Genomic DNA, 269 nt, shown 5'->3' with positions numbered 1-269 from the left:
AAAAGCCGGATGTATTCATCGGCATCGACGCCCCTGACTTCACCCTCAATATCGAGCTGAAACTGCGTCAGGCCGGGATCAAGACCGTGCATTACGTCAGCCCGTCGGTCTGGGCGTGGCGGCAGAAGCGCGTGCTGAAGATTCGCGAAGGCTGCGACCTGATGCTGACGCTGTTGCCGTTCGAGGCGCGGTTCTATGAAGAGCAGGGCGTGCCGGTGCGTTTTGTCGGCCACCCGTTGGCCGACACCATACAGCTTGAAGCCGACCGC

1 pseudogene is annotated in these 269 nt (G+C 61.0%); it reads left to right on the top strand.

What is annotated here, in order from left to right:
- Positions 1 to 269, top strand: a pseudogene (locus SB765_RS29965) (lipid-A-disaccharide synthase); the annotation flags it as partial.

The sequence above is a fragment of the Pseudomonas sp. SIMBA_067 genome, assembly GCF_046534675.1.
Taxonomy (GTDB): Bacteria; Pseudomonadota; Gammaproteobacteria; order Pseudomonadales; family Pseudomonadaceae; genus Aquipseudomonas; species Aquipseudomonas putida.
The sequence above is the reverse complement of the archived record's forward strand: the minus strand, read 5'-3'. Positions and strand labels throughout refer to the sequence as shown.